19 protein-coding genes are annotated in these 18,196 nt (G+C 68.3%); 7 read left to right on the forward strand and 12 right to left on the reverse strand.

Annotated features, from left to right (window positions below; all coding sequences use genetic code 11):
- Window positions 1-19: 19 nt before the first annotated feature.
- The 7 genes from BM417_RS37245 to BM417_RS37275 all read right to left on the reverse strand — a co-directional run bounded on the left by BM417_RS37245 (window position 20) and on the right by BM417_RS37275 (window position 7,778).
- A complete protein-coding gene (locus tag BM417_RS37245; protein ID WP_093604259.1) occupies window positions 20-1,354 on the reverse strand; it encodes a GH1 family beta-glucosidase in 1,335 nt (444 codons plus the stop codon).
- Entirely contained in the window at window positions 1,347-2,303 is a 957-nt protein-coding gene (locus tag BM417_RS37250) for an ABC transporter ATP-binding protein (protein WP_093604261.1), read from the reverse strand. Before BM417_RS37250 ends, BM417_RS37245 begins: the two co-directional genes overlap by 8 nt.
- Window positions 2,300-3,118 (reverse strand): ABC transporter permease, encoded by an 819-nt coding sequence (locus tag BM417_RS37255; RefSeq protein WP_093604263.1) that lies wholly within the window; start codon window positions 3,116-3,118, stop codon window positions 2,300-2,302. The genes BM417_RS37250 and BM417_RS37255 overlap by 4 nt, the downstream gene beginning before the upstream one ends.
- A 7-nt stretch (window positions 3,119-3,125) precedes the next feature.
- On the reverse strand, window positions 3,126-4,106 hold the full coding sequence (locus BM417_RS37260) for an ABC transporter permease (protein WP_093604265.1): 981 nt from the start codon (window positions 4,104-4,106) through the stop codon (window positions 3,126-3,128).
- Window positions 4,103-5,023, reverse strand: a complete 921-nt coding sequence (locus BM417_RS50405; protein ID WP_093604267.1) for an ABC transporter ATP-binding protein — start codon at window positions 5,021-5,023, stop codon at window positions 4,103-4,105. The genes BM417_RS37260 and BM417_RS50405 overlap by 4 nt, the downstream gene beginning before the upstream one ends.
- On the reverse strand, window positions 5,024-6,667 hold the full coding sequence (locus tag BM417_RS37270) for an ABC transporter substrate-binding protein (protein ID WP_093604269.1): 1,644 nt from the start codon (window positions 6,665-6,667) through the stop codon (window positions 5,024-5,026).
- 115 nt (window positions 6,668-6,782) lie between these two features.
- Window positions 6,783-7,778, reverse strand: a complete 996-nt coding sequence (locus BM417_RS37275; RefSeq protein WP_093604271.1) for a LacI family DNA-binding transcriptional regulator — start codon at window positions 7,776-7,778, stop codon at window positions 6,783-6,785.
- Window positions 7,779-8,042: 264 nt separating this feature from the next.
- Between BM417_RS37275 and BM417_RS37280 the strand changes: the two genes are divergently transcribed.
- The gene (locus BM417_RS37280) at window positions 8,043-8,582 is read left to right on the forward strand and encodes an MOSC domain-containing protein (RefSeq protein ID WP_177320815.1); all 540 of its coding nucleotides are present in this window, start codon (window positions 8,043-8,045) and stop codon (window positions 8,580-8,582) included.
- On the opposite strand, the gene BM417_RS37285 is transcribed toward BM417_RS37280, so the two are convergent.
- A complete protein-coding gene (locus BM417_RS37285; protein ID WP_093604275.1) occupies window positions 8,579-9,313 on the reverse strand; it encodes an alpha/beta fold hydrolase in 735 nt (244 codons plus the stop codon). The two genes, BM417_RS37280 and BM417_RS37285, sit on opposite strands and share 4 nt — an antisense overlap.
- A 182-nt stretch (window positions 9,314-9,495) precedes the next feature.
- Between BM417_RS37285 and BM417_RS37290 the strand changes: the two genes are divergently transcribed.
- The 3 genes from BM417_RS37290 (at window position 9,496) to BM417_RS37300 (ending at window position 12,440) form a co-directional block, all read left to right on the forward strand.
- Window positions 9,496-10,392, forward strand: coding sequence for an anti-sigma factor RsbA family regulatory protein (locus BM417_RS37290; protein WP_093604277.1), 897 nt, complete (start codon window positions 9,496-9,498; stop codon window positions 10,390-10,392).
- Window positions 10,393-10,453: 61 nt separating this feature from the next.
- A complete protein-coding gene (locus BM417_RS37295; RefSeq protein ID WP_093604279.1) occupies window positions 10,454-11,752 on the forward strand; it encodes a wax ester/triacylglycerol synthase family O-acyltransferase in 1,299 nt (432 codons plus the stop codon).
- A gap of 22 nt (window positions 11,753-11,774) precedes the next feature.
- Window positions 11,775-12,440: an HAD family hydrolase gene (locus tag BM417_RS37300; RefSeq protein ID WP_093604281.1), complete on the forward strand. Its 666-nt coding sequence runs from the start codon at window positions 11,775-11,777 to the stop codon at window positions 12,438-12,440.
- Here BM417_RS37300 and BM417_RS37305 read toward each other — a convergent pair.
- The 4 genes from BM417_RS37305 to BM417_RS37325 form a co-directional block, all read right to left on the reverse strand.
- Window positions 12,437-13,708 carry a serine/threonine-protein kinase gene (locus BM417_RS37305; RefSeq protein ID WP_093604283.1) on the reverse strand — a complete coding sequence of 424 codons (1,272 nt, stop codon included), beginning with the start codon at window positions 13,706-13,708 and terminating at the stop codon, window positions 12,437-12,439. The two genes, BM417_RS37300 and BM417_RS37305, sit on opposite strands and share 4 nt — an antisense overlap.
- A gap of 73 nt (window positions 13,709-13,781) precedes the next feature.
- Window positions 13,782-15,014, reverse strand: a complete 1,233-nt coding sequence (locus BM417_RS47240; RefSeq protein WP_177320816.1) for an ATP-grasp domain-containing protein — start codon at window positions 15,012-15,014, stop codon at window positions 13,782-13,784.
- Between the two features lie 92 nt (window positions 15,015-15,106).
- Window positions 15,107-15,724 carry a ScbR family autoregulator-binding transcription factor gene (locus tag BM417_RS37320; RefSeq protein WP_093604289.1) on the reverse strand — a complete coding sequence of 206 codons (618 nt, stop codon included), beginning with the start codon at window positions 15,722-15,724 and terminating at the stop codon, window positions 15,107-15,109.
- Window positions 15,721-16,131 (reverse strand): nuclear transport factor 2 family protein, encoded by a 411-nt coding sequence (locus BM417_RS37325; protein ID WP_093604291.1) that lies wholly within the window; start codon window positions 16,129-16,131, stop codon window positions 15,721-15,723. Before BM417_RS37325 ends, BM417_RS37320 begins: the two co-directional genes overlap by 4 nt.
- Window positions 16,132-16,385: 254 nt before the next feature.
- On the opposite strand from BM417_RS37325, the gene BM417_RS37330 reads away from it, so the two are divergent.
- The 3 genes from BM417_RS37330 (at window position 16,386) to BM417_RS37340 (ending at window position 18,146) form a co-directional block, all read left to right on the forward strand.
- Window positions 16,386-16,694 carry a helix-turn-helix transcriptional regulator gene (locus BM417_RS37330; protein WP_245822478.1) on the forward strand — a complete coding sequence of 103 codons (309 nt, stop codon included), beginning with the start codon at window positions 16,386-16,388 and terminating at the stop codon, window positions 16,692-16,694.
- A 229-nt stretch (window positions 16,695-16,923) separates the two neighbouring features.
- Entirely contained in the window at window positions 16,924-17,373 is a 450-nt protein-coding gene (locus tag BM417_RS48215; RefSeq protein WP_177320817.1) for a lamin tail domain-containing protein, read from the forward strand.
- A 137-nt stretch (window positions 17,374-17,510) separates the two neighbouring features.
- Window positions 17,511-18,146 carry a hypothetical protein gene (locus tag BM417_RS37340; protein ID WP_093604295.1) on the forward strand — a complete coding sequence of 212 codons (636 nt, stop codon included), beginning with the start codon at window positions 17,511-17,513 and terminating at the stop codon, window positions 18,144-18,146.
- Window positions 18,147-18,196 lie beyond the last annotated feature (50 nt).

Raw genomic sequence — 18,196 nt, forward strand, 5'->3', positions numbered from 1 at the left:
AGCCGGGGTTCGGGGAGAGCTAGGCGCGGGACCGGGTGATCAGGTCGCGGAACCACTGCGCGCTCTGCTTCAGCGTGCGCGCCTGCGTCTCGTAGTCGACGCGGACGATGCCGAAGCGCTTGGCATAGCCGTAGCCCCACTCGAAGTTGTCCATGAGCGACCACGCGAAGTAGCCGCGCACGTCGGCGCCGGCACGCACGGCCTCGGCCACGGCGGCGATGTGCGACCGCAGGTACTCGACGCGGCCGGTGTCGGCGACGTAGCCGTCCTCGACGTCGAGGTCGTCGAAGGCCGCGCCGTTCTCGGTGATCACCATCGGCACGCCGTAGTCCTGGTGCAGGCGGACCAGCAGTGCCGTGAAGCCCTCGGGAACGATCTCCCAGTCCATCGCGGTGACCGGACGGCCCTGCGGCACCACCTCGGACACGGCCGGGTCGTCGGTCGCCTTGTGGACGTGCGAGGTGTAGTAGTTCACGCCGAAGACGTCCAGCGGCGTCGAGATGATCTCCATGTCGCCGGGGCGGACCGGGATCCCGGCACCGCGCGCGGCGATGTCGACCAGCACGTCCTCCGGATAACGCCCGTACACCAACGGATCCAGGTAGATCCGCGTGCCCAGGCCGTCCGCGCGCCGGGCCGCGTCCACGTCGACCGGGTCGTCCGAGGCGGCCGTGTGGGTGCCCATGTTCAGCGTGATGCCCAGCGACGCCACGCCGCGCGTCCGGAGCTCCTGTGCGGCAAGGCCGTGCGCCAGCAGCAGGTGGTGGGTCGCGCGCATGGCCTCGGCGAAGTTCGTGCGGCCCGGCGCGTGCCGTCCGACGTCGTAGCCGAGCATGGCCGAGCACCACGGCTCGTTCAGCGTCGTCCACGTCGGCACGCGGTCGCCCAGCGCGTCGTGCACCAGGCCCGCGAACTCGGCGAAGCGGTACGCCGTGTCGCGGTGCGGCCAGCCGCCCGCGTCCTCCAGCTCCTGCGGCAGGTCCCAGTGGTAGAGCGTCAGCCACGGGTCGACGCCCTTGCCCAGCAGCTCGTCCACGAGCCGGGAGTAGAAGTCGATGCCCTTGGCGTTCACCGGGCCGCGGCCGCCGGGCTGGATGCGCGGCCACGACACGGAGAAGCGGTACTTGTCCACGCCCAGGCGCGCGATCATCGCGACGTCGGACGGCATGCGGTGGTAGTGGTCGCAGGCGACGTCGCCGTTCTCGCCGTTCAGCACAGCGCCGGGGCGACGGGAGAACGTGTCCCAGATGGACAGTGTCCTGCCGTCCTCGGCGCACGCGCCCTCGATCTGGTACGCCGAGGTCGCGACGCCCCAGAAGAAGTCTGCGGGCAGGCCCGCCGTGACGTCAGACATGGACGCCCTCCAGCCAGCACGCCACGCGACGGCGTTCCTCGACGGACTCCAGCGACGGCATCCGCTCCGCGCAGACGTCCATCGCGGAAGGGCAGCGCGGGTGGAACGGGCAGCCGGACGGCATCGAACGCAGGTCCGGCGGCGAGCCGGGAATGCCCTTCAGCTCACGGCGCGGGCCGCGCAGCGCCGGGAACGACCCCAGCAGGCCCTGGCTGTACGGGTGCTTGGCGGCGCGGTAGATCTCGTCCGCCGGTGCCTCCTCGACCACACGCCCGCCGTACATGATCGCGATGCGGTCCGAGAACTCGACCAGCAGCGAGATGTCGTGGGTGATGAAGACGACCGAGAAGCCGAGCGTCTCGCGCAGCCGCATCATCTGACCGAGGATCTGCCGCTGCACCACCACGTCCAGCGCGGTCGTCGGCTCGTCCATGATCACGATCTCGGGTTCCAGCGCGAGCGCCATCGCGATCATCACGCGCTGCCGCATGCCGCCGGAGAGCTGGTGCGGGTACGAGCCCAGCCGGTCGACCGGGATGCCGACCAGCGACAGCAGCTCGCGGCCCCGCGCGGTCCGCTCCGGACGCTTCATCCGCGGCCGGTGCGTGCGCAGCACGTCGTCGATCTGCGCGCCGACCGAGATCACCGGGTTCAGGGCGTTCATCGCGCCCTGGAACACGATCGCGATCTCGTTCCACCGCAGCACCTGCAACTGCTTGTCGGTCAGCGACAGCAGGTCCTGACCCTTGAACAGCACCTCGCCGGACGGCACCTTGCCCGGTACCTGGAGCAGCCTGGTCGCGGCATAGGCCAAAGTGGACTTGCCGCTGCCGCTCTCCCCCGCGAGGCCGAGCACCTCGCCCGCGTTCAGCGTCAACGAGACGTTGTGCACGGCTCGCAGGTTGCCGTAGTCCACCGAGAGATCGCGGATCTCCAGCACCGGGCTCATGCGCGCACCTTCCGCAGCCGGGGATTCGCGTACTCGTCGATCCCGAAGTTGATCAGAGCCAGTGCCGTGCCCAGCAACGCGATGCACAGGCCGGCGGGGACGAACCACCACCACGCGCCCAGGCCGAGCGCCTGGTTGCTCTGCGCCCAGAACAGGATCGTGCCCCAGTTCCAGGTCGACAGCGAGATCACGCCGACGAACGACAGGGTGATCTGGAGCATCACCGCGAAGATCACCGTGCCGACGAAGCCGGAGCCGATCACGGCCAGCAGGTTCGGCAGCACCTCGAACACGATGATGCGCCAGGTCCGCTCACCGGACGCCCGCGCGGCCTCCACGAAGTCCCTGCGCCGCAACGACATCGTCTGCGCGCGCAGGATCCGGGCGCCCCACGCCCACGCCGTCAGGCTGATCACCCCGGCGATCAGGACCGTGTCCGCCGACGGCAGCATCGAGGCCACGATGATGATCAGCGGCAGCGCCGGGATCACCAGGAAGACGTTGGACAGCATGGACAACGCCTCGTCGGCCGCGCCACCGAGGAACCCGGCGGTCACCCCGACCAGGATGGACAGGAACGTCGCGAGCACACCGCAGACCAGCCCGACGACCATCACTCCCCTGGTGCCCACGAGCACCTGGGAGAAGATGTCCTGGCCGGTCATGGTCGTGCCGAACCAGTGCGCGCCCGAGGGAGGCGACAGCAGGTCGTCGCTCATCGCGGACGGGTCGTAGGGCGCGATCCACTCGCCGATCACCGCGATCAGCGTGAAGAAGGCCAGAATGCCGAGGCCCAGCTTGGTCTTGAAGTTCATCGGAGTCTCAGCCCTCCCGCCGCGTGCGCGGGTCCAGCAGCAGGTAGCCGATGTCCGCGAGCAGGTTCGCCACCAGCACCGCCAGTGTGATCACCAGGAACACTCCCTGCATCAACGGGTAGTCCTTCGCGCCGATGCCCTGGAACAGCACGTAGCCGAGGCCCGGGTAGGAGAACACCATCTCGACCAGCAGGGCGCCGCCGACGATGAAACCCAGCGACAGCGCGAAACCGGAGATCGACGGCAGCACGGCGTTGCGGGCCGCGTAGGCGAACATGATCCGCTTCTGGGTGAGTCCCTTGGCCCGTGCGACGAGCACGTAGTCCTCCGCCGTCACGGTCACCATCATGTTGCGCATGCCCAGGATCCAGCCGGCCACCGAGCTCACGATGATCGTGATGCCGGGCAGCACCGCGTGCTCCAGCATGCTGCCGATGAACTCGCCGGAGAACTCCGGCACCAGCCCCGGCGCGTAGCCGCCGGACGCCGGGAGCAGCGGCCACGTCACGGAGAACAGCGAGATCGCGATCAGCCCGAGCCAGAAGTACGGGATCGACGACAGGAACGTCGTGATCGGGATCAGGTTGTCCATCCACGACCCGCGCTTCCACCCCGCGTAGACGCCCAGCAGGGTGCCGAGCAGGAACGCGATGACCGTGGTGACACCGACCAGCCCGAGCGTCCACGGCATCGACTGCGAGAGCACGTCGGCGACCGGGGTCGGGAAGAACGTGAACGACAGCCCGAGATCGCCCTGCAGCAGGGAACCCCAGTAGTCGACGTACTGCTCCCAGATCGACTTGTCGTCGTCCAGCCCGAACAGGATGTACAGCGACGCCATCGCGTCGCTGTTCAGCCGCCCGCCGAGCTTGGTGATCATCGCCTGCACCGGGTCGCCGGGAAGAAAGCGCGGCAGCAGGAAGTTCGCCGTGATCGCCGCCCACAGGGTGACCAGGTAGAACAGCGCACGGCGGAGCAGGAAGGTCATGCCGCCGCCTCCGCGTACAACCAGCACGCCGCCCAGTGACCGTAGGAGTCGACCTCCGTGCGCGGTGGCGCCTGGGTCCAGCAACGCTCCTGCACCTTCGGGCACCGCGCGGCGAACTGGCACCCGGTGGAGATCTGCGCGACCTCCTCCAGCGGCGCGTCCAGCGCGAGCACCGACCGTTCCGGGTCGGGCGCGGACTCGATCAGCAGCTGCGTGTACGGGTGGGCCGGCCGCTGCGTCACGGACTCGCTCTCACCGCCCTCGACGATCTGCCCGCCGTACATCACGAACGTCTCGTCCGCGAAGTAGCGCGCCGACGCGATGTCGTGCGTGATGTAGAGGACCGCGAGCTTGAGCCGTTCCTTCAGGTCCAGCAACAGGTTCAGCACACCGAGCCGGATGGAGACGTCCAACATGGACACCGGCTCGTCGGCGAGCAGCACCTCGGGGTGGGCCGCGAGCGCCCGCGCGATCGCGACGCGCTGCCGCTGACCGCCCGACAGCTCGTGCGGGTACCGCGCGGCGAAGTCGGCGGGCAGGTTCACCCGTTCCAGCAGCTCCTCCACCGTGTCCGGCCGCTTGTGGATCTTCAGCGGCCGGGTCAGGTGGTAGCGGATCGTGTGGATCGGGTTGAGGGACGCGAAGGGGTCCTGGAACACCATCTGGACCTTGCGCCGGTACTCCCGGACCCTTCGCACCTTCTCGCCGTCCAGCAGGATCTCGCCTGAGGTGGGTTCCACGAGCCGCGCGAGCAGCTTCGCCACCGTCGACTTGCCCGATCCGGATTCGCCGACGAGGGCGGTCACGCGCCCGCGGCGCAGGACGATGGAAACGTCCTGCACCGCGCGCACGCGCTTGTAGGTCTTGACCAGACCCTTCGCTTCAAGCGCTGCCTCAAAATCAGACACAGTACTCATCTAGGATCCCGCAGGCTTCAATTTCATGACGATCTGCAGGGCGTTCGGCAGGGTGGCCTGCGGCGGACCGTACGGGTCCTCCTCGGACGGCCAGCCGACCCAGTTCTTCGTGCTGTACTCCGCGCCGATCGGACCGGCGGAGGTCGGGATCATCGGCACCTGCTCGACCATGATCTTCTGCAGCACCGCGAGAGCCTTGGCCCGCGCCGGGTCGTCCGTCGCGTTCGCGTACTCAGCCAGCGCCGCGGTCGCCTCAGGGCTGTTGTAGCGGCCGAAGTTCACCGCCGCCGTCTGCCCGATCGGCTTGATCTCCGCGGCGTCCATGATGTTCTGGTACATCTCGTACGGCGTCGCACCGGTGTTGGTCCAGCGCAGCGAGCCCTGGAACGCGCCGTTGGCGAAGTCGGTCGTCCACGCGTCCGCCGTCTGCGTGCGCACGGTCGCCTCGATGCCGATCTTCTTCAGGTCGCCCTTGATGATGTCGAGCACCGTCAGGTAGTCCGACCAGCCGGACGGGTTCGTGAGCTCGATGGTGACCGGCTTGCCGTCCGGAGCCTTGAGCACGTCGCCCTCCAGCTTGAAGCCGGCCGCGGTGAGCTTCTGCTTCGCCCCGTCGACGTCGATCTTGAACTTCGCGTCCTTGTACTCCGGCGCGAGGAACGAGTCACCGGCGGGCAACGGCATGCCGGTCTTCGACTCGAGCTTCGGGAAGAGCTTGGCCTCACCCTTGACGAAGATCGCCTCGCGGTCGATCACGTCGCTCATCGCGGAGCGGAGCGCGGCGTTGTCGAACGGCGCGACCGTCGTGTTCAGCCACAGACCGTGGATGCCCAGACCGGCGGGGAACCAGAGCTTGTGGTTCGCCGGGTCCTTGTCGACGTAAAGCTTTTGGTAGTCCGGGATGAAGACGTACGACCACTGGCTCGCGCCCGACGCCAACGCGGTCGTCTGCGCCGTGTTGTCGTTGTACGAGGTGTACTGGATCTCCGGAACCTTGGGCAGTTCCTGCCAGTACTCGGCGCGCCGCGCGATCGTGACGGTCTGCGAGGTGAACGACTTCAGCTCGTACGGACCGGTGCCGACGGGCTTCGGGTTCGTGTAGGTCGTCGGGTCCGGGACGGTGCTCCAGACGTGCTGCGGAATCACCATCGCGCTGATGACCTTGTTGCGGTTCACGAACTGCGGGCTCGCGAACGACACCTCGACCTTGTTGTCCGGCGTCGCGGTCGCGGTCTCGACCTTGAGCGAGTCGCGGTTGTTGAGCGCCGGCCACTTCTTGAGGATCTCGTACGAGAAGGCGACGTCAGCGGCCGTGAGCGGCTTGCCGTCGGACCACTTCACGTTCTCCCGGATCGTGAAGGTGATCTTCTTGTAGTCGGGCGTCCAGTCCCACTTGGTGGCGAGCCACGGCACCGGGTCCTGAGCCGGGCGCGTGTTGTTCACGAACGCGAGCGGCTCGTAGATCTGGTAGCGGTAGCCGAGCGAACCTGCCGCCGACGTGGGCAGGAACGGGTTGTGGTTCTCGGTCAGCGGCCCGTTGGGCATGCCCACGGTCAGCACTCCGGCAGCCTTGGTGGCGCCACCAGAGGAGCAACCGGTCGCCGCGAGCGCCAGTGCTAGCGCGACGATGACTGTTCTGCGCATGGGGGAATCTCCCGACACGACGGAGCATGAGAGCGCTCTCTCATGCGTACGGCGAACTCGCCAGGCCTTTGGCAGGCCCGGCGTGTTCGTTTCAGTTGTGGTGGAGCAGGGTGGGTCAGGGCGCGGATTCGCGCACGATCAACGAGGTCGGCAGCACCAGCGGATGGTCGGGCATCGGCTGTCCCTCGAGCGTGGAGAGCAGCATCCGCGCGGCGGCGGCACCCATCTCCTGCAGCGGCTGGCGGATCGTCGTCAGCCGAGGTTCGGTGTGTCCCGCGACCGGGACGTCGTCGAAGCCGACCACGGACACGTCGTCGGGGACGACGCGGCCGGCTTCCCGCAGTGCTCGCAGCACACCGACCGCCGAGAGGTCGTTCTGCGCGAACACGGCGTCGAACGGGATTCCACTCGCGACGAGCTTGTCGACGGCGACTTCACCACCTTCCGTGGTGAAGTCGCCGTCGACCACGAGGTCCGGGTGCAGCGTCAGGCCCGCTTCCGCCAAAGCGAGCCGGAACCCGTCCAGCCTCGCCTGAGTGCACCCGAAGTGCGGTGGTCCGGTGACGACGGCGAACCTGCGGCGGCCTGCCGCGACGAGATGCCTGGCGACATCCGCGCCTCCCTGCCGGTTCGTCGTCGTCACCGAAGGGAACTCCGGATGCGAGCCGCGATCGTCGATCATGACGACCGGCAGGCCCGCCCGGTAGAGCGTGGAGATGTAGTGCAGGGCGTCCGGGGGCTCGACGACCAGCAGACCGTCGAAGGCGTTGGCGGACACGTGGTTCGCGAACTGGTTCAGCGACTCGGGGCCGCGGTTCAGCGTGTAGAGCAGAAGGCCGTAGCCGTCGGCTTCGAGAGTGTCCACAATGCCCTGCAGGACCTCGCCCATCCACGGCCACGTGAGCGACGGCGCGAGCATGGCGACCGTGCGGGTGCGGCCTCGCGCCAGACCGACGGCACGCGCGCTGGGGACGTAGCCGATCTCGTCGATGACCTTGCGAACCCGCTGCGCGGTGGAGGCGTCCACGTCCGGCTTGCCGTTCAGCACACGTGACACGGTCGCTTTGGACACCTGGGCGCGTTGGGCGACCTCTGCGATCGTGACACGCATGCCGAACTTCCTTCCGCCGCCTCCTGAAACCGGTTTCGGTACCGGTTCCGACGAGGTGTGACGGAGTCAACAGCCTGACGTGAGGATTAGTCAAGAGTCTTGCCGGAAGTTCGTGAGAGCGTTTCCACAGCTCGGTGCATCGATGCAGGTAGAACACTGTCGGGTGACCCGAATTGAGATACCTTGATCGATTCTATCCTCCGTGTTTCGTTGCGCCGAACGGCGCATCCGTTGCGTCTCAACTGATCGTGCACAATCAGGGGCATGGGGGTTGTGACAGCGGTCAGCCGCAACGAGGAGTACACGTTCACAAAGCCGACACGGGAGAGCATTACCCTGCTCGCCGGTCTCGGCATCGAGGGCGACGTCCACCAGGGCGTCACGGTCAAACACCGGTCGCGGATGGCACAGGACCCGACCCAGCCGAACCTCCGCCAGGTGCACCTGATGCACGCGGAGCTCTTCGACGAGCTGCGGGACAAGGGCCACGCCGTGGAGCCCGGCCAGATCGGCGAGAACGTCACCACGCGGGGCATCGACCTGCTCGGCCTGCCCACGGGAACGTTGCTGCACCTGGGTTCCGAGGCCGTGGTCGAGGTGACCGGGCTGCGCAACCCGTGCCTGCAGATCGACGGGTTCTCGAAGGGGCTGCTCAAGGAGGTCGTGGGCAAGGGCCCGGACGGGGAGCTGATCCGGCGCGCGGGGATCATGTCGATCGTGCTCGTCGGCGGCGTCGTCCGGCCCGGTGACGAGATCCGCGTCGAGCTGCCCGCGCAGCCGCACCGTCCGCTGGAGAAGGTCTAGTCGTTGCCGAAGTGGTCGTCGAGGATCACCGAGATCGTTCTCGGCGCCTCGACGACCGCCAGGTGCGCGGCGTCCCCGACGACGTAGAGCTCCGAGTCCGGCAGGTCGTCCGCGATGTGCCGGACGAGCTCCGTCGGCGTCGCGTGATCCTGTGCCGCCGCGATCACAACGGTCGGCACGTCGATCTTCGCCAGGTCCGCCCGCAGGTCCATGGCCCGGACGGCTTCGACGCAGGCGAGGTACGACGGCAGGTGGGCCTTGAGCAGTTCGGCGCGGAAGTACTCGACGACGGCCGGCTCGCACGTCGGCGTGAACCATCGCGAGACGATCGAGTCCGCGACGGACTCCATCCCGTGTGAGCGCAGCAGTTCGACGCGTTCGTCCAACCTGGTCTTGTCCGGCACCCACGCGGTGGTGCACACGAGGGCCAGCCGGGAGATCCGGTCGGTGTGCGCGGCCAGCCACATGCCGACCATGCCCCCGAGGGACACGCCGCAGTAGTACACCTGGCGCAGTTCCAAGTGGTCCAACAGCTCCACGACGTCGCGCGCCAGGTCCTCGATCGTGCACGGGCCTTCGACGGGCGCGCTGCCGCCGTGGCCGCGGTGGTCGAAGCGCAGCAGACGGAAGGGCAGCGAGAACTCGCGCCAGAGCTCGGTCGTCGTGCCGAGCGCGTTGCCGAGCACCAGCACCGGCGCGTCCTCCGGGCCGGTCAGGGTGTGATGCAGCACGGCGTCACCTCCTCGCTGTGCCCCGACATCCGCGAGTCTGCCTGGGCTTTTGCCCGACCGCACGACGAATCCGGCGTACGGCGGCACGAGTACCGACAACCACCGGCCTGGCCCCCGCCGAAACACTGTTACAGGGAGCAGAATGGTGAGCTGCCGCCGCCACCGACCTCACCGGGAAGCCGATGAACTCCGTTGCTCCGTTCGCGCACGAGGCCCTGTTCTACCGAGACGAGGGCGACTTCCTCTCCGGGACGGCCAGATTCGTGGCGGACGGTGTCGACAGCGGCGAGCCGGTGCTGGTCGCGGTGCCGGAGGCGCACATCGCCCCGCTGCGCGCCCGGCTGGGCGACGCGGCGGACCAGGTCCACTTCATCGACATGACCGAGGCCGGCCGCAACCCGGGCCGGATCATCCCCGGCGTGCTGATGGCGTTCAGCGCGAGCACCCAACGCCGCTTCCGCATGGTCGGCGAACCGATCTGGCCCGGCCGCACCGACCTCGAGTACCCGGCGTGCGTGCAGCACGAGGCGTTGATCAACACGGCGTTCGAGGGCCGGCAGGGCGTCATCCTGTGCCCGTACGACGCGTCGGCGTTGCCCGGCCACGTGCTGGAGGACGCGCGGCGCACCCATCCCGTGGTGATCGACGGCGAGCGGCGGGTGGCGAGCGAGTGGTACACCGACCCGGCGGGCCTGGCCGACATCTACAACGTGCCGTTGCCGTCGCCGCCCGCCGACGCCGAGGAGCACCCGTTCACCGTCGGCACGCTCGCGCACATGCGCAAGGTCGTGTCGGCGTACGCGCACTGGCTGCGCCGCGAGCAGATCGAGGATCTGATGCTCGCGGTGAACGAGCTCGCGACGAACAGCATCCTGCACGCGTCCGGGCGCGGGGTGCTGCGGATGTGGCGGGAGGGCGACACGGTGGTGTGCGAGGTGAGCGACAAAGGTGCCGGTTTCCCGCCGTCGTTCACCGGCCTGTCCGGCTTCGGAATCGTGATGGTGAACCTGTTGTGTGACCTGGTTCGCACCCACACGAGTCACAGCGGTACCACCGTTCGAGTGTACTTGGGGCGGTAGAGAGTCGCCGCCATCTCATCGCAATGCGCACGACACGGGGACCTGTTTTCCTTGCACGGATATGACAGACCACCTCTCCCCCCTCGACATCGCTTTCCTCGCAATGGAAGGCGACAGCAACCCGTTGCACCTCGGCGCGGTGGCGACCTTCGCACCGTCCACTCCGGTGCATCCGGCCCGCATCGCCGCCGTGCTGTGCGAACGGGCGCAAGAGATTCAGCGCCTGCGCCAGCGCGCCCGCACCTCCATGTTCGGTGGCGCGCGCTGGGTGGAGGACCCCGGCTTCGCGCCTGAGGACCACGTCTTCACGCACCACGTGCGCGGCCGCGACCGGTTCGCCACCCTGGTGTCGCACCTCATGGCGCAACCGCTCGACCTCGCGCGCCCGCCGTGGGAGCTGCACGTCATCACCGGCCTCGCGGGCGGCAGGTTCGCCGTCGTCGCGAAGCTGCACCACTCGCTGTGCGACGGCATGAAGGCCGTTGGCCTGGGAATTCAGCTCTTCGACCCCTCCCGGCTGTCCATTCCGGACGCTCCGGAGCCGACGGCGAAGTCGATCATCCCGTCCATCCCGTCACTGCGCGGGATCAAGGACACCTTCGACATCGCCTCCTCGGTGCTGATGAACACGCGCCCGCCGACGCTGAACTCGCCGGTGCTCACCGCGTCCACCCGGCCACGCCGCGTGGTGATGTCGCGCCTGGATCTCGCGGACGTGCACCGAATCCGGCGCGCGCACGGCGGCACGGTGAACGACGTGCTGCTCGCCCTGGTCACGGGTGCGTTGCGGCACTGGCTTTCCGCGCACGGCAGCGCGGGCCCCGACTCGGTCGTGCGCGCCCTGATCCCGGTTAACCAGCGCTCACGCTCCGGCGACGGCGCCTCGGGCAACCAGATCTCCGGTTTCCTGGTCGCGTTGCCGGTCGGTGAGGCGAACCCGGTGGACCGTCTGCGCGGCATCCGCGCGCAAATGGAGTCCGCGAAGGCCGCCGGCCCCGACCGGGGCGCGGGCGCGCTGCCGTTGCTCGCCGACAAGGTGCCGCCGCTGGTGCACCGCCTGGCCGCGCCGGTGATGGGCCGCTGCGCTCCCCTGCTGTTCGACACGCTGGTCACGTCGGTCCCGCTGCCGTCCGTGCCGCTCGCCCTGGACGGCGCCGCGTTGTGCGAGATGTACCCGGTGGCGCCGGTCGCACCCGGCCACGCCGTGGGCATCGCGCTGTCGGTGTACCGCAACTCCGTGCACGTCTGCCTGAACACGAACCAGTCGTGGATGTCGGACGCACAATGGCTCGACGGAGTGCTGCGCCGGGAGCTCCTCTCGTTGCAGGAGACCCGCGAGCTGGTGGGTTTGCCGAGGTAGACGCACGGGCAAACCTGGTTTCATGAGCAACACCCTGGTCCTCGACGTGGACGGAACCCTGGTCGACACCAACTACCACCACACGGTGGCGTGGCTGCGCGCCTTCCGCGAAGCCGGCATCACCGTGCCCGGCTGGCGAGTGCACCGCGCGATCGGCATGGGCGGCGACAAGCTGGTCGCTGCCGTGGCCGGCGACAAGGTCGAACAGGACCACGGCGACACCTTGCGGTCCGCGTGGGAACGCCACTTCGACGCGATGCTCGACGAGATCCAGCCCCTGGAGGGCGCGCACCGCGTGGTCCGGGCCGCGACCGACCTGGGCCTGGCCGTGGTGCTCGCCAGCTCGGGCAAGCGCAAGCACGTCGAGCACTACCTGAAGCTTCTCGACCCCGGCGACGTCGCGTGGACGACCTCCGACGACGTCGAGGACAGCAAGCCCGCGCCGGACCTGATCGAGGTGGCGCTGCGCGAGGTCAAGGGCGAGCGCGCGGTCGTCGTGGGCGACTCGGTGTGGGACTGCGAAGCCGCCAAGCGGGCCGGGCTGCCGTCGATCGGACTGCTGACAGGCGGGTTCGGAGAGGATGAACTGGTCGATCGCGGGGCTTCAGCGGTGTACGCGGACCTCGACACGCTGCGGGCGGAACTGGCCGACCTGCCGTTCGCCGAGGTGGCCGAACCGAACGCCTAGGGCTGCGGCTCCTGCGACGGAGTGGGCGCCTCCGAGGACTTCCTGCGGTCCTTCTTCTTCTCCTTGCTCGGCGCGGTCGACTCCTCGACCGGCTCCTCCCCCGTCGTCTCGGCGGCCGAAGTCGACGACACAACGCCGCCGGCACCGGGTACCGGCACCCCGGGCACGCCCGGCGCGTCCGACCCGTCCGGTGTCTGCACCACGGTCACCGTGGACTGCGTCACCGTCACCACCTGGGTCTGCGCGTCCGGGGTCACCGGCTTGTCCGCCGCCGGCTCCTCACTCCCGCCACCCGCGAAGTTCGCGACCACCACGGCCATCGCGCTGACGGCCACCACGGCGGCCGTGATCGCCAAGCGCTTGCCTCGCCAGGACCGGGGCTCCGGCACGACCACACCCGTGGGTGCGTCCGGAGCGACCGCCGCGTCGGGCAGCAACGCCGGCAACCCGCGGCTGGCCTCGAAAGCAGCGGCCAGCGAACGCGTGCACTGGGCGGCGGTCGGCCGGCGCGACGGGTCCATGTCCGTCATCGCGGACAGCAGTGACTCCCAGGCCGGCGGCAGGTCGAGGGGGATCCGCGGCGACCGGGCCAGGCGGGCCAGCGCGGCCTCGGCGTCGCCGCCGGGGTACTCGCTGCGCCCGGTCAGGCACTCCAGCAGCACGAGGCCGAGCGCGTAGACGTCCGCGGCGGGCCCGACGTCCGAGCCGCGCACCTGTTCCGGCGACAGGTAGCCGGCGGTGCCGACCAGCACGCCGGACGTCGTCACCCGCGTCACCTCGGCCACCAGCGCGAGGCCGAAGTCAGCGAGGTACGCCTGCTTCTCCTCGTCGTCGATCAGGATGTTGGACGGCTTGATGTCGCGGTGCACGACGCCGAGGGCGTGCACGTGGTCCAGGACGCCGGCGATCTGGCTGCCGATCCGCGCCACGAACCGCGGCGGCAGCGGTTCGCGCATCCGCTGGCGCAGGGTGCCGCCGGTGATCTCGCGCATCACGAAGTACGGGCGGCGCGACAACGAACCCGACGCGTAGACCGGGATGATGCCGGGGCACTCCAGCGAGACCAGCATCGAGGCCTCGCGCTGAAGGCGCAGTTCGTCGTCCGGCAGGCCGGGGCCCGTGAAGATCTTGATCGCGACCGACGACGTGGTCTCGCGGTCGTACGCGCGATAGACCTCCGCCATACCGCCCGAGCCGAGCAGCGAACCGACCACGTAGCGGTCGTCGACCACCGCGCCCGTCAGGTCACCGTCCCAGCGCTCGCTCATGGGCCTCCGCTCCGTCGCACCGCAAAACCTAACGGGTCGCGTGGAATCACGGCTACCCGGTCACACCTGACGATCAAACTACGATCAGCCCGGCTTCGATCTCCCTGACGACCGCCACATCACGTTCCAGCTGGTCGGCGTCGGTCGTCGCCAGCACTACCGAACCCAACGACGTCCACAGGTCATCGGTACGCGGCACCGTCGAACCTTCGCGGTAAGGCAGCGCATCGCTCTGGTAACTGGGCAAAAGTGAGGCCAGCTCGTCAAATCGCACCGAGTTGCCGAGCTCACCGGCCGCGGGTGAGGACAGGTACACCGACTTCACGTGCCGGTGCCGCGAGTACCGCCCGACCGACGAGTCACCGTCGACGCGGTGCCGCACCATCCGGGTGATCTGGCTTTCCCCGGTGCCCAGCACCGTCAGCTCCTGTTGCTCCGCACCGGCCAGCCGCGCGCCGATCTCGATCAGCCGCGGTCCGTCGGCCGTGATCATGACCTCCACGTGCGCGGGCCCGTTGCGGACGCCGGTCGCCTCGAGCACCTGGCACACGTAGTCGAACAGCACGTCCACCACGGGATCGTCCGCCGCCACCAACGTGTTCGACAGGTAGATGCCGAGCCGGTCGCCGCGCCGTTGCTTGGCATAACGCCAGACCGCGACCAGGCCGTGCTCGCCGTCGATCGAGTAGGTGTCGACCTCGTACTCCGTGCCCACCGCGAGTTCCTGCACGAGCACCTTGTCGTTGCGGATGTTCAGCTTGTTAACGCAGCCGAGAATCCGGTTGAACTTGGCCCGCCAGTCGTCGCCGGGCATCGCCACGAACACGTCGTCCGTACCGCCGCTCTCCTGCGGCTTCAGCACGATCGGCGAGTGCTCGAGGTCCTCGCGCCGCAGCCACGCCGCGACCTCGTCGACGCGGTCGGAGCTGATCTGCCGCAGGTGCGGCACCTCGGCGGTGCGCAGTGCCACGGCCATCTGCCACTTGTCGCGGCGCGCGGAGGAGAGCGTCAGGACGTTCGACCGGCCCGGCACGATGAGCTCCGACAACGCCTCCGCGGCCTCGACGCCGGTCTCGGTGCCCGGCACGACGGCGATCGGGTCGTGGACAGCCAGCTTCGCGGCGAGCTCGTCGAGGTCGTGCAGCACGTGGACCTCGCGGTAGTCGTCCGGGTGCCACGTCGAGGCGAGGCCGGCGGGCGGCTTCTCCGTCGTCAGCACCGCGATCGCGTCGACACCACGCGCCGCGAACGCGGGGGCGATGCCCTTGCCCGCCGAGTACGGATCCACCACCACGATGCTGCTCACACTTGCTCCTTCGTTAGGAAACCTGACGAACGAGGAGCACAACGGCACTGGCGCGAGCAGGCATTCCTGTCTCGATTGGGTCGAGACGACCGTCACTCGAAACGCAACGTCTTGTAGACAGGTGCTGTCACCAGACAGCCAGACGACGCCCGCCACACCCGCGCGAGCCGCGTCCGGAGATCGGTGCCGCCGCTCAGGGCCTGTGCCACGAACTGCAACCCGAGCAGCTCCGCGACGATCTGCTCGGCGGCGTGCCGGACGTTCACCTCCGGCCGCAGTTCGCCTCGTTCCCGCGCGAGCGAGAGCAGCTCCCGCACCACGGCGACCCAGCCGACGACCTGCGCGGCGGCCACGACGTCGAAGAACACCGCCTCCCGCAACAGCTTCGCGCTGACCCGCACGGTGAGGTCGGTGTCCAGCCTGCGGATGAACTCGAACGACATGGCGATCAGCGCCTGGATCGGCGACTGCTCGATCGCGAGCTGCTCGTCGCGCAGCCGGTGCCACAACAGCGACTGCTCCTCGATGATCGCGACGCCGAGAGCTTCCTTGGAGCGGAAGTGGCAATACAGCGCACCTTTCGACACGTCCGCTCGCGCGCACACGGCGATGAGGCTGGATCCGGCGAACCCGTCGCGGTCGAACACCTCCGCGGCGGCGTGCAGCAGCTTGGCCCTCGTGCGGACCGATCTCTCGCGGTTGACGCTCATGCCTCGGTCCGCGCGGCCCCTGTGGCGACGGCGGCGGCCAGTGTGTCCGGCATCTGCCAGTACTGCTCGATCTCTCCCAGGTGCACGGACACCACGGCGGCGAACCGCACGTCCACCCGCTCTGCCGTGGTCAGGACCCGCCAGCGTGCCGAACCGACCACGGCCGCGTCTCCTCCGTCGACGATCACCTGGCGGGCCGAGAGCCGCTCCAGGCCGAACGTGGCGAACAGGGTGAGGAACTGTGACTCGACCTCCCGGCGGGTGCGCTGGCCGGTCGTCCACCGGGCGCCACCGGGGTCGGGCGCCTCCCATTCCACGGTCGGTGCGCACAACCGCGCGATGCCCGCTGCGTCCTGCGCGGCCAGCCGCGCGAGAAACACCTGCACCACTTCGACCGTCGAGAGCATTTTCTCCACCTTCTCATCTCTGTCATTGCTGTCGCAACGGTCCTGGCGCAGTCACACTAGCCAAAGCACCACAATGCGAGATCGCGCACCCCGTTGGCCCAGCTCACTTTCACCCGAACATCCGATCGGCGCATTCCAGAGGTACGCGAACTTTCAACGACCGCCGGTATCACCGCATTGCAGGGCCCCATGATCCAGACTTTGCGGCATGGTGGTCGACACACCCACTCATCACACCGAAACGGAGCAGAACCGTGCTCAAGGCAGCCCGACCAGCCCAAGAGCACCAGGATGTGCCGCCCATTACCGCGCTGATTCCGCAGGCGAGGCGGGAGCAGGGCCTCACCCAGCGCGAACTCGCGGACCTGTTGTGCGAGATCTCACAAAACGACAGCGTCACCCGTGAAGAAGTCTCAAGATGGGAACGCGGCAAACGCATTCCCGGCCCCTACTGGCGCGCCTTCCTCAGCGCGGCGCTCGACGTGCCGCACGCCGCGGTCGACAAGGCGGCGACGATCGCACGTGAGACACGCAGGGCGACCTCGGAAGACGACTCCGACTAACGGAGGGCGGGCAGGCCGAAGGGAACCTGCCCTTGCCCGGGAAGCGGTGCACCGCCAGGCCCCCGCGGCCACCGTCTTCCCGCAAGTCCCAGGCAGAGCAGGCCTTTGGCCCCCTGTGACGGCCACCGGGCCGGGCCAGACTGCGAACGTGACACCCTCACGAAACTCTGTCGCAACGTACCTGCTACTCGCCGGGGCGGCGTTCGGCGGCGCACCGGGAGTCTCCCCGGTGAAAGTGAACGAGATCGCGCTCGGATCGAGCGGATTCGTAGAACTGCGCAACACCGGCTCCACCGAGGCAGACATCGGAGGATGGTCGGTCCAGGCCTGCGCCGGCAGCACTCCACGAATCCTTGCCACCATCCCACCGAGCACCGTGCTACCTCCGGGTGAATACTTCCTGATAGTCGGCAGCGCGTTCAGCGGAACGGTGCCCAACGGGATCGTCGTGCACACCGTGGACGGCTCCGGTGTTATCGCTCGAAACCGGCACGGCGCACACACCGACAGCGTGGGCCTGACCTCGTCTTCTCCCTGCCGGGAAGACGGCCCGGCGACACCCTGTCCAAATTCTGGACAGAGCTCGGCGCTCGGCCGCGACAGCGCCTCACGAGACACCGATCACAACTCGACAGACTTCACCTGCCGCATTCCCACTCCGGGAGAAAACAATCTTTAGGCAGTCTTGAATGGCCCCTTACGATCACCAGTAAATCGGAGCAAGGTCAGTCCCAGCGGCAAGACAGGTCGTTCTCCCAGACCAGAACGCCGCTCCGAGAAATACCCCGAGTTCATTTTCTCGAAAGGACTGGAACAATGCGTCGACTGCTGAGCGGAGCCACGGCTCTCGCAATCGCGAGCACGATCGCGTTCGCGGGTATGGCCACCGCGGCCGAGGAGCCGGGTGCTCCTGAGGTCATGGCCGTGCCGGCTGTGCTCATCAACGAAGTTTCGACGATGGGCCCGAACGGGCCGCTCGACGAGGCCATCGAGATCATCAACACCACGGACCAGCAACTCGACCTCACCAACTGGGTGTTGAAGATCTACAACCAGCAGAACCAGGTCATCCAGACGATCCCGCTGGTGGACGCCCTCGGCCAGCAGATCGTGCTGGCGCCCAAGAACAACGTCGGCTCCACGCTGGTGCTGACGGGTGCCGAGTTCTCCGGTACGACGAACACGCCGCACGTCCTTCCGGTGAACTTCATGGGCGTCGAGGGCGTTCCGGTGTACGGCGGCATCGCGATCTTCGGCAGCAACGCCCCGACCGCCTTCAAGATCGACGGCGTCGCGTTCTCGGCGAGCGCGGTCACTCCCAAGGAGAGCGTCAACGCCTCTCCTGAAACCGCGCAGACCGCCGCGCTGAACGGCTCGAACACCCGCAACATCCTGAACCAGGACACCAACAACAACCAGCGTGACTTCTCGCTGCAGGAGCGCACCTTCTAAGAGACCACTCCGCAGGTGCACCGAGGAAGCCCGGGCCGTCGTCGGACGAC

The sequence above is a fragment of the Lentzea waywayandensis genome (assembly GCF_900115955.1).
GTDB classification, from domain to species: Bacteria; Actinomycetota; Actinomycetes; order Mycobacteriales; family Pseudonocardiaceae; genus Lentzea; species Lentzea waywayandensis.

Bases quoted from the DNA above. Each gene is read 5' to 3' on its own strand.
- BM417_RS37245 (WP_093604259.1), bottom strand. From the start codon at position 1,354: ATGTCTGACGTCACGGCGGGCCTGCCCGCAGACTTCTTCTGGGGCGTC.
- BM417_RS37250 (WP_093604261.1), bottom strand. From the start codon at position 2,303: ATGAGCCCGGTGCTGGAGATCCGCGATCTCTCGGTGGACTACGGCAAC.
- BM417_RS37255 (WP_093604263.1), bottom strand. From the start codon at position 3,118: ATGAACTTCAAGACCAAGCTGGGCCTCGGCATTCTGGCCTTCTTCACG.
- BM417_RS37260 (WP_093604265.1), bottom strand. From the start codon at position 4,106: ATGACCTTCCTGCTCCGCCGTGCGCTGTTCTACCTGGTCACCCTGTGG.
- BM417_RS50405 (WP_093604267.1), bottom strand. From the start codon at position 5,023: ATGAGTACTGTGTCTGATTTTGAGGCAGCGCTTGAAGCGAAGGGTCTG.
- BM417_RS37270 (WP_093604269.1), bottom strand. From the start codon at position 6,667: ATGCGCAGAACAGTCATCGTCGCGCTAGCACTGGCGCTCGCGGCGACC.
- BM417_RS37275 (WP_093604271.1), bottom strand. From the start codon at position 7,778: ATGCGTGTCACGATCGCAGAGGTCGCCCAACGCGCCCAGGTGTCCAAA.
- BM417_RS37280 (WP_177320815.1), top strand. From the start codon at position 8,043: ATGGGGGTTGTGACAGCGGTCAGCCGCAACGAGGAGTACACGTTCACA.
- BM417_RS37290 (WP_093604277.1), top strand. From the start codon at position 9,496: ATGAACTCCGTTGCTCCGTTCGCGCACGAGGCCCTGTTCTACCGAGAC.
- BM417_RS37295 (WP_093604279.1), top strand. From the start codon at position 10,454: ATGACAGACCACCTCTCCCCCCTCGACATCGCTTTCCTCGCAATGGAA.
- BM417_RS37300 (WP_093604281.1), top strand. From the start codon at position 11,775: ATGAGCAACACCCTGGTCCTCGACGTGGACGGAACCCTGGTCGACACC.
- BM417_RS37305 (WP_093604283.1), bottom strand. From the start codon at position 13,708: ATGAGCGAGCGCTGGGACGGTGACCTGACGGGCGCGGTGGTCGACGAC.
- BM417_RS37320 (WP_093604289.1), bottom strand. From the start codon at position 15,724: ATGAGCGTCAACCGCGAGAGATCGGTCCGCACGAGGGCCAAGCTGCTG.
- BM417_RS37325 (WP_093604291.1), bottom strand. From the start codon at position 16,131: ATGCTCTCGACGGTCGAAGTGGTGCAGGTGTTTCTCGCGCGGCTGGCC.
- BM417_RS37340 (WP_093604295.1), top strand. From the start codon at position 17,511: ATGCGTCGACTGCTGAGCGGAGCCACGGCTCTCGCAATCGCGAGCACG.